8 protein-coding genes are annotated in these 9,978 nt (G+C 35.0%); 2 read left to right on the forward strand and 6 right to left on the reverse strand.

The window, feature by feature from the left end:
• Positions 1 to 16: 16 nt before the first annotated feature.
• From ABJG98_RS03255 to ABJG98_RS03275, 5 genes are all read right to left on the reverse strand, one after another.
• Complete coding sequence (locus ABJG98_RS03255) at positions 17 to 880, reverse strand: LytTR family transcriptional regulator DNA-binding domain-containing protein (RefSeq protein ID WP_348278032.1); 864 nt, start codon at positions 878 to 880, stop codon at positions 17 to 19.
• 70 nt (positions 881 to 950) lie between these two features.
• Positions 951 to 2,327, reverse strand: a complete 1,377-nt coding sequence (locus ABJG98_RS03260; RefSeq protein ID WP_348278033.1) for a hypothetical protein — start codon at positions 2,325 to 2,327, stop codon at positions 951 to 953.
• Positions 2,328 to 2,421: 94 nt separating this feature from the next.
• Complete coding sequence (locus tag ABJG98_RS03265; RefSeq protein WP_348278034.1) at positions 2,422 to 5,013, reverse strand: ABC transporter permease; 2,592 nt, start codon at positions 5,011 to 5,013, stop codon at positions 2,422 to 2,424.
• Entirely contained in the window at positions 5,010 to 5,345 is a 336-nt protein-coding gene (locus tag ABJG98_RS03270; RefSeq protein WP_348278035.1) for a PadR family transcriptional regulator, read from the reverse strand. The genes ABJG98_RS03265 and ABJG98_RS03270 overlap by 4 nt, the downstream gene beginning before the upstream one ends.
• 158 nt (positions 5,346 to 5,503) lie before the next feature.
• Entirely contained in the window at positions 5,504 to 6,736 is a 1,233-nt protein-coding gene (locus tag ABJG98_RS03275) for a HAMP domain-containing sensor histidine kinase (RefSeq protein ID WP_348278036.1), read from the reverse strand.
• Between the two features lie 312 nt (positions 6,737 to 7,048).
• Here ABJG98_RS03275 and ABJG98_RS03280 point away from each other — a divergent pair, with 312 nt between their 5' ends.
• Complete coding sequence (locus tag ABJG98_RS03280) at positions 7,049 to 7,393, forward strand: hypothetical protein (protein WP_348278037.1); 345 nt, start codon at positions 7,049 to 7,051, stop codon at positions 7,391 to 7,393.
• Between the two features lie 9 nt (positions 7,394 to 7,402).
• Positions 7,403 to 7,861 (forward strand): globin domain-containing protein, encoded by a 459-nt coding sequence (locus ABJG98_RS03285; protein ID WP_348278038.1) that lies wholly within the window; start codon positions 7,403 to 7,405, stop codon positions 7,859 to 7,861.
• 32 nt (positions 7,862 to 7,893) lie between these two features.
• On the opposite strand, the gene ABJG98_RS03290 is transcribed toward ABJG98_RS03285, so the two are convergent.
• Positions 7,894 to 9,798, reverse strand: a complete 1,905-nt coding sequence (locus tag ABJG98_RS03290) for an ATP-binding protein (RefSeq protein ID WP_348278039.1) — start codon at positions 9,796 to 9,798, stop codon at positions 7,894 to 7,896.
• Positions 9,799 to 9,978 lie beyond the last annotated feature (180 nt).

The following is a 9,978-nucleotide window of genomic DNA, read 5'->3' on the forward strand; positions in this document are numbered from 1 at the left end:
AGATATTTAAGAATCCTTAAGCTATGGTGGGATGAACTGTTGCTGATCTGGGATAATCTTTCACTTTGCCAGTAACAATCATCTTGCTTTTAATCTGACTGATAGCTGCTTTGTAGCTTTTGCTAGAAGTTAATGGTTTGTCATCCAGCATTACGATTAGATACTCGCCATTCCGCCAGTGCTTCAATTGCTTTATATGATTCCAATTTATAATCGATGATTTGTGTATACGGAAGAAATCTTCTTCTAAAATCGATTCAAGAGACTTCAGTGTATTTCTAGACCTATATTCAACACCTTCAGCATGTATGTTTAAATAGTTTCCATCAGCTAATAGATATGAAATGGACTCCTTCTTGATTGTATGATAAGCTCCATCTCGCGTACGAATAGTGAGTGTTTTATTTTTCCCTCGATTCAATTTATAATAGCAGACAACAGATAAGATCACCAACATCTTAAAAGCTGCTGTGGGGGATGAAAATAAAACGACCAACCAAACGTCATTTAAGATTTGAAATGGGTTCGCACTAATCATTCCTAACAAATTTTTAATACTGTAATCAGCCAAAATATCAAATATTCGAACAATTGGGCTTGACAATATTATTACCATACTAATCTTGAAAATAATCGATCTGAGCTTTTCATTTGAATGAATCCAGAGGTCGGCATATTTAATAGCAATTAAAGTGATGATTGCCCAACTCCCCAGTGGGATGAAATAATAGAAAGAAATATCAAATAATTGAATAGCTGTAGGAGTCTCATCACGGTGAATAAGAACTAGCCAATTGGATACAAACATGATCAAGGACAATGCCGATCCTATCAGTATAGACCAAAGAAATATTTTACGGTTTGAGATTTTAGATAGCATCACTTCTTGATAACATCCAGGAAAAATCGAATGCTATATCGTACGTAGATTAAATGGATAAGATTTACTGTCAGTCTCTAATACCAAATGGTTTTGGTTGAAAATCTACACTTTTTTCCTTTTCATCATGGTTTGGTGAAATTGACTGTGGTAAGATTGTCACATCTCTGTAAAATGGGATATCTGATATGGAGCTTTTAAAATTAGTATCTAAGTAGCTTGTCACTTGCATATGATGAATGCCCTCACTTAGATCACTAATGTCGATGTAAGTAAGGAAACCTCGCTGATTTGATTCGATCTTGTAGTGGAAATACCATCGTGGCACCCATACTTCTTTATAGTCGAGTCCTACTTTGAAATAATTTTGAACAACCATAGCTTCTAAGGCTGCATAAGCGGTATCCGGATATACATCCCGCAAAGAATCAATTGGTGTGTATTCCAACATTTTGTCTTCATAGTTAATATGTGCTGCGACAAATAGCTTGAGCACATTACCTGAAATAACGTCAGATGGAATTTGAGTTCTCCAAGAAGGATAATTTTCGTTTTGATCATCATAATATCCTGCATAAGCAGAATATCCTCGCGCTGTATTCCAAACCGACAGTCTAGATACCTTATCGCCAGGATAATTAGTATTGGCAATGTTTCCAGCACCTAGTATACTAATGAAGGCAAACGATGCAAGAAACAGAAAAAAAGCCCATTTATTAAAATTGGTTACCACGCCATAATAGATAGGGCGATAAAAACGCGATAGTGTGAGAATGCTAATAAACTGATGTAACGGCCAGTACAACTTTGCAAACCAGCTAAACTTTCGTAGGTATCCCAGACTTACAAAATCTAGCAAGCCTAACAAAGCAATTGATACTATAAATATCACATAAACTTGAAAAGCGTCAAAAAGTGGCCCTTGAAAACCCAGATCAAAATAGATATATGCAATGGTAAATGGAAGAATAACTAAAGCGAGAAAGAAGAGATATCCGCCTATCAAACTCATGAATAGCATGAACGAAATACTAAACAAAGAACTACTGATTTTCTCAAGCCTCATTACGATCTTTTCGTATGAAGGTGTGTTTTCAACACGTGCTTTGAATTTGCCTTTGTAGCTAATATTCTGACTCAAAATTCCTTTTGGAAATGTGTAGCTCAAGCCAACCATACCAATCCAGATACCTCTACAAATCAAGTGAAGTATCAAACCAGTTATCAGCCAATAAATACCCATTTTAAATAAGGCAACAAGGTTATTGATGTCCGATGAATTACCAAAAATGTTGAGTTTGAAAAAGACCAGAAAATCGTCCAGCAAATCAGGCACTTTGAACATTCCGTAAAGGACTATACCTGAAAGTAAGATTTCAGGCTCCCAACTTCTTTGTTGCAATTCAGTTAGCCATTTAGGTACAATTTGTTGATTGTTCTCATTCATAGTCGATAAAACTAATGAGAAATGAGTTTGCATCTAAAATGAATAACCAACAATGATTATGAGCAGCATCAATTTTTGATATTCCTCACAGCACCTATTCGTTTCTCAATAAATCTGCCGGATTGACATTAATAGCTTTATTGATCTGACCAGCCACAGTTATTATAAGAGTTACCAATATTATAGCCATAGCTACAATAAATGGTACTGCAGATACGGATTTCGGATCAGGGAATATTGAAATAACCAAATTCATCATTCCATAGGCACCCAATGGAGCTCCGACCATAAACGAGATAAATAACACCCAGAAATACTGCTTACTTACAATTTTAACAAGAACTTTAGGCTTCGCGCCCAGCACTTTTCGTACACTAAATTCTTTGAGCTTTCCTTGTACATTGAATGAAAGCAATCCATATAATCCAAGACATGCCAAAACAATTGCTATTGAAGAAATAAAAAGTAAAATTGAGGTATTAGTGTTATTTTCTTGGTAAAAATCATTGAATGCATCTTCCTGAAACACACGATCAAAAGGATCATTAGGAGCAATTTTTTGCCATGCCAATCGAGCGCTTGCTTCAAGCTCAGGTAGTTTATCTGGAGTAGTTTGCAGTGTTAGATAATGCACCTGTTTTGAATTCAGCCCCCTAATCATTACAGGCTCAATGGCTGAGAAAAAATCGTAATAATGAAAGTTCTCCACTACTCCAACTACGGTCATTCTAGTGCTATCATACAGGAAAGTTTCACCTATTGGTTCATCCCAACCCATCGATTTTACAAATCTTTCATTAATCACAACATTGCTCAATTGATCAGTAGCATTATCCGTAAGTGGCCGACCCTCAATTATTCTAAACCTGAATGTTTCAAAATAATTTTCCGAAACTGAAATCTGTCTGATTGGTAACTGCTTATCTCCTATTTCCAAAGAACTTTTAGCTATTCCACGGCCAATTAGATAATTAGAAGCAGTATGCATGTTTACTGATGGATGGTTAACTAACTCATTCTGGAGCAATTCGTACTGCTCAGTATTATTTACATAAACAGACATGGTACCAGATGGATCGTATCCCCAGTCCTTCTTGCCTAGATATATGTTTTGTTCAGTCATTATAAAACATCCCACAATAGTTGTTATGGCAAGAAAAAACTGAATACCGAGCATGATCATTGAGAATTTATTTCTAGATCCAAACTTTTGATTCCCTTTGAAAATCGTGATGGAATCAAATTTGGATATATAAAATGATGGGTACGCTCCTGCTATTAAACCAACAATGAACAAGAGTCCTATTAGAAAAACAGCAAGCATTCGCGGATCGGCAGTTCTAAACTCAATAGTCAATTCTGGTATTAGATGATCAAACCATGGAATCAATAAAAAATACGCCAACAAAGTACCGACGAGCAATGCGAAAAAACATTGAAGCAAATTTTCAATCATAAATTGCTTGATGATCTCTTTTCTAACACCACCCATTACTTTACGGAGTGCTATTTCTTTCAACCTTTTTGAGGCACTTACTACACTGATGTTCATGAAATTGAAACATGCCATACTTAATAGAAAAATAGCGATGACAGTTAACGCTATTCTTCCTGCAGGGTGACCACCTCCTGCTACTGCACCTACAATTTTGTAAGCATTCGTGCTTAATTCCTTAAGTGCAATGGCTTCAAAAGCTTCAATCTTCCATTCAGGGTTGCTATTGTTTTGGAGTAAAATATAATTATCATAAGAATCCGATATTGATGCAATGTTTTCTCCTTCCTTCATGAGAATGAAGGTAGCATCTGTCATAAATGCCCATCCTTTAGTTCCTTCAAAATCAAGATCAAAGAAATTATCCATTGGTAGGAAAAAACTATAATTAAGGCTTGTGTTGTAAGGGTACTCATCAAGAACAGCGCCTATTGTTAATCGCTTGATTTTACCGTTACTAAATTTGAATGAAAGTTCTTTACCCATCGGGTCTTCATCGCTGAAGTATTTAGTTGCCATGCGTTTACTTATCACGACATGGTTCTTGTTTTTAAGTACATCGTCATTGCCGTTAAGCATCGAAAAATCGAACATTTCAAAATAGCCAGGATCGACAAATAGAACCAGTTCATCAAATACATCAGAACCAGACCTGACACTTGAATTTCTATATTCAATTCGTGAGAAGTTCTCAACTGTTGGTTGAGTGGCGATAAGTTCTGGACCTAATTCTATGGGCGTATCTCCCCATAGCTCTTTATTTCCATCTTGATCAACATAATTGGTTAATTGATAGATTCTGTCACCTTTGGAATGATAACTATCCATGTTGACAGTCAAGTCTGTGAATATATAGATTGATACAGCAAAACAAATGGCTATTGCAAGGCCAAAAATATTTATTGATGAAGTGATTAGATTTTTCTGAATATTTCTAATCCCTAACTTCAAGTAGTTTTTAAAAAGCAAGAATTGATTCATAGTAGCATATTTTGATTTTGACTTTTTGATATTTGACCATCTGAAGAATCTAAATACATCCCAGATGAATTTGATCTTTGCCATTTTAGGATTTTGATCTACCACACGTCGATCAAAGAGTTCATAGATGTCCCCTTCTATTTCCTCTATAAATCGTGGATTACAGTACCACCTTAGAAACCGATCGGCCCATTTGGGTGGCTGGTTCATGCGGAGAAATTATAAGTGATATTAGGAATCCGTTCGTACAACGATTGTCGTAATGCGATGTTTTCATCAATTGCCAACTTACCTTCTTTTGTGAGAGTGAATAATCGTTTTCTTCTTCCTCCACGTTCGTTGGTTGATCCTCCCATTCTTGATTTTAAAAAACCTTTTTCTTCCAAACGCCTAAGAACCGCATGAACTGCACTTATGTTCATGTCACGCCCAGCTCTTTCTCTCACCTCATCCATAACCGCTACTCCATACGCTTCATCAAAGAGTGATCCGACCGTTAGCAGAACAAGTTCTTCTAGCTCGCCAATGTGTGTTCCTTTCATGTATATGTATAATTATTTGTTGTACAATACGTGAAAGTAATCAATTAGTTGTATAAAATATGAAACTAATGCGCTTGTCTTAGCTTTGTAATACTGATTCAGGTATGAGCCTCAGTGTTAGATCTTGCAAACTCCTGTATGGGTTGGTCTTTTTGAGTTTATTTTACTGGCAGATAACACTGAACCGAGGTTCCTTTACCAGGCTCACTTTTTAAGTGTATTCTCCCACCTATCTTTTGAATCTGATATTTTGACAAAAAAAGGCCCATGCCTAAGTTAGCATTGCTATTATTACTAAATCTACTTCCGGCTTTGAATAACTTACTACCATATTTTTTCATGTCTATTCCATCTCCAAAGTCTCGAACTCTTACTATCAGATAGTCTTCATTTTCAGAGTGATCAATTCTTATCCGTTTTGCTTTCTGGTTAGTTCCATATTTTATCGCATTGGAAAAAATGTGACTAAAAATATTTTCAAGCATTTCAAGCTGAGAGTAAATTGAGAGTCTTTTGGGAAGTAGATTTTCTACTTCAATTTCATTGACTTTAATAGCTTTCCTGTGCCATTCAATTATCTTTTTTATAACATCACTAACTTTAACTTTGCTAAGTTCTTCCGAGATCAAGTCATTTTCATGAGTTAAAATGCCATTAATATCCTCGATTGATCCATTCAATTTTTTTACAGAATTACTGATCATTTCAATGAAACGCTGCTCGTTGGGATTAATGAGGAGGTATTCAGTCAGGCTAGCCAGATTGCTACTAAAAGCCCTTAAATGATGAGACGTAATAAATGCAAATTCCTTTAAACGTCGATCTTGCTCGCTATTTTTTTCTACAAGTTTTTTGATAGTTAGAGACTGTTGCTGGAGAGCAATGAAATTTGAAGACATAGCAGCAAATGTTTTGATCAATTTAAGGTCATCTCCGTTAAGATTTGATTCTTCACAAAAACCTAATGTGATATACCCTAATTTTTTTCTACCGTAGTTTAGATTCAGTATTACTGCTGATTTGAGTCTCTTAATTCGGAGTAACTTCTTAAGTTGAGGTGGGGTTTGTTTATCTATGTTTCTAAAATAGAAAAGATTATCAGTTCTATTTTTAAATAAAAAGTTAATCAGTTCACCTTCTTCCTTTATAAGATTGCGGCGCTTGTCATCACTATCATGATACCAATTAATCATCGCCTTTTGTCTTTTATCAAGAGATTTTATCATGCTCTCTACTTGATCTAGCCCGAGGTAGTTTCCAATCATTGAAATGGCATTTTCAACGGTATTTTCCCAGTGCTCGGTAGGATTAGTAAAAACATCTGATATCTCCAAAATGAAAGACATTAGGCTGCTATTGGGCTGGTCTATTTCTAGTAGTTCTTCTGCCATTATTTACGCATTACATCAATCGTGAAAATGAGCGGGGCTCATAAATAGATTGTAAACTGCTATTGTATTTTCAAGGCATAAATCTAAAGTCGAATACTATTTCCATCGCAAAAAACAATGTTTACAATTGGTAAGCATCTTTTTTGTTGTATAAGGCTACAACCACTATTTAGTAAAAATTCATGCATTAATTTTTGTACACAATTAGTACACCTTGATTTGTTAGATATTTTAAGTCGCTTAAATATGTTAGCATAAGAAATACCACTAAACAATCAATACCTGCTACGTTAAACTTTAATTATTATTTCGATGAAGTTTAGAGCATATGCTATTAAGACATGGATAATGATGGAAATTTCTCCCATGGGATGGGCTTCTTTAATTACTAGGGCAATGCCTGAATTGCTTGAACACAACAATAAATTTTCAGCTTATTACATAAGTGAAAGGACCTCTTGGAGTGAGATGGAAGTGGATATTATCAATTGGTATCTCAGAAAGATGTATAAAATGGAACTGCCTTCTGAGGTACTGACAAGCAATGTCTATTTAAAAATCAACTACATGGAAAGTATGGGGTATTCCTTTTTTGAAACTAGTAAAAAATGGAAGAGAAGTGCTTTTAAGCTCTTGAGCTTCTTTCGAACTAATTAATCAACCTAGATGGCAGCGGTATTAAAAGAAGAAGAAATAAATTTGATCGATTATTCATGGGAGGTATTAAGCACCTCTCCCCAATCAATGATGCGTTTTTACGATCATTTATTTGCAATCGCTCCAGAAACCAGACATTTTTTTCCTGATGACATCAGTAAGCAAAGTGAGAAACTTGCATATACAATTGGTTTTATCGTAGGAAATTTGGAGCGATTAGAAACTATTAAAAATGCGATTGAAGATATAGGAAGGTTTCATAATAAGTTGCAAATTGAGGCATACCACTATACCAATTTGAAAATTGCCCTTGTTAAAACAATTGAGGAAAATATGGAAGAAAAGTATCATGAAGATATTGGAAAGGCATGGTATTCTGCGTTGGATTACGTTTCAAATCTGATGCTCAATGCAGCTACAAAAAAGCAAGGAAGATTTGTACGTTTTACGTCTAAATTGTTTCATTAAGCTATCTATTGATAAGAAATGAATCATTGATTTTATTTCTTAAGTGAATCAGAATTAGTCCAGTCTTTCATAGGGAGCACAAAATGAAATGTGGTTCCCTTCCCCTCTATTGAATCAAACCAAATAGATCCTTTATGAAGTTTTACAATTTTTTGGCAGTGAGCCAAACCAATACCACTCCCATCAAACTCTTTCCCATGAGCTCTTTCAAATAGCTTGAAGACTATATCCCTTCTATTTTCTGGAATCCCTACACCATTGTCCCTTATAGAAAACTGATGACGTTTAGCCTTTTTTAGAGATTTGTATGATATTGATAACAAGGGTGTTTGGTCAATACTTGAAAACTTTATTGCATTGGTTATAAGATTTTGAAAAAGTAACAACAGCTCTGTTGCAGATCCTTTCACCTTAGGTAGATAATTAACCTCAAGTTTAGTGTTGGTCTCTTTTATAAGTTGATGGAGGTCCTGACGTAAATCTAGAATCAAATTATTAAGATCCACCTCTTCAAAAACAATGTCTTTTCCTAACCGGCCGTGCTCTAACAAGCTATCAATCATAGATTTCATTCTGCTAGCGCTAGAATTAATGAATGATGCCATTTGTTGAGACTGGGTATCAAGCTTCTTGCCAATTTCTTCAGTAAGTAGATTTATACAACTAATTATTGTATTTAAGGGTGCTTTTAAATCATGACTTGCTACATACACGAACTGTTCAACTTCTTTATTTTTAATTTCCAAAAGGTGAGATTTCTCTTCAATTTCAAGTTGTTGTACTTTAAGATTATCCAGAAGACCTTTTTTCAGTCGGTAACTTTTATACACTACGCCAAAAAGTAATAGAAACAAAGCAGCCAGAACTATTGCGTAAAGAAATTTAAGATTGGCTTCAGAGCGTTTTTTTTCTAGAATCAGAATCTGTTTTTGCTTTTCATAATTTTCATTTTCTAGTTCAAGTATTTTGAACTGTCCTTCCACCTCTTTTCCTCTTAATTCTTTATCAATTTCAAATTCTTGAACTGCATGGTTATATGCCATTTCATAATCGCCTAACTCAAAATGGATTTCTTTACCCAATCGATGTATCCCTTGTCTGGTAAACTTATTGTCAATAGTATCATTACCTAAAAGGGCGGAATCTAGGTAGCTTAAACAGCGGCCATAATCCTGCTTTCGGGAATAGGCCCATATCATATTGGCCATTATATCATTCACCATAATTGGATCATCACTTGAAAGTGTCCTTGATTTTATCAAATAACTAACTCCTTTATCAAGTGTGGAATCACTTTCTAGTAGAATAATTCCCAGGTTGAGGTAATTCAAGCGTAATCCATAACTATCATTCAACTCGATTTTCAAATCAATGGCCATTTGAGAATGGCTCAATGCCTTGGCTATTTCGTTCTTGGTATAATAGTAGGAAGCAAGATTTGTATGAACTCTAGATAAAAGATTCAAATTATCTATTCCATTGGCTATTTCATGAGCCTTTTTAGCTGTATTTATGGCTTTATCATATTGGTGCATACCATGGTAAACTGTGCTAATACTTAGTAATGAACTTGCTTGTAACGAGTTGTCACCCAATTGACTAGCCAAATTTCCTGATTCAATTAAATGTTTAAGTGCTACATCAAATTTTTCGTAGACCAGACAGGTTCCAATGGTATAATGCGCTACGGCTTGACCGTAGAGGTACTCTTCACCAATTGCCAGATCGAGCGCGTGTTGGGCTAAATCTATGGCTAATGGAGGTTTTATTTTTATATAAAATGCTGCTTGTGAATTAAGCGTATCGATTTGTACGGTGATATCATCGGATCCGTCAATTGCTAATTTTATGATTGAATCAAAAGTGCTCTTATTAGTTTGAGATAATATGCTTAAAGAGCTTATCAGTAAAATGATGTATAAGTAATATCTAATCAATTGTCTATGATTTCGCTAATGCACTTCAATGAAGTGTCGTACTCGTGCTTCTGAGCAGGGCACCAAACTAGACATAAACTGGTTTGAGATTTAATAATTCAGTCATTCTTTGATTCGTGTATACCAATTGTAACCTTGCTTTTAAAGCATACTCCAAAAAGTTAAGAATTTGATCATCAA

The sequence above is a fragment of the Ekhidna sp. genome (assembly GCF_039960695.1).
Taxonomy (GTDB): Bacteria; Bacteroidota; Bacteroidia; order Cytophagales; family Cyclobacteriaceae; genus Ekhidna.

What these genes read in the sequence shown, in the direction of transcription:
- ABJG98_RS03270 (WP_348278035.1), bottom strand. Translation starts at nt 5,345, where the DNA reads ATGAAAGGAACACACATTGGCGAGCTAGAAGAACTTGTTCTGCTAACG.
- ABJG98_RS03260 (WP_348278033.1), bottom strand. Translation starts at nt 2,327, where the DNA reads ATGAATGAGAACAATCAACAAATTGTACCTAAATGGCTAACTGAATTG.
- ABJG98_RS03285 (WP_348278038.1), top strand. Translation starts at nt 7,403, where the DNA reads ATGGCAGCGGTATTAAAAGAAGAAGAAATAAATTTGATCGATTATTCA.
- ABJG98_RS03275 (WP_348278036.1), bottom strand. Translation starts at nt 6,736, where the DNA reads ATGGCAGAAGAACTACTAGAAATAGACCAGCCCAATAGCAGCCTAATG.
- ABJG98_RS03255 (WP_348278032.1), bottom strand. Translation starts at nt 880, where the DNA reads ATGCTATCTAAAATCTCAAACCGTAAAATATTTCTTTGGTCTATACTG.
- ABJG98_RS03265 (WP_348278034.1), bottom strand. Translation starts at nt 5,013, where the DNA reads ATGAACCAGCCACCCAAATGGGCCGATCGGTTTCTAAGGTGGTACTGT.
- ABJG98_RS03280 (WP_348278037.1), top strand. Translation starts at nt 7,049, where the DNA reads ATGAAGTTTAGAGCATATGCTATTAAGACATGGATAATGATGGAAATT.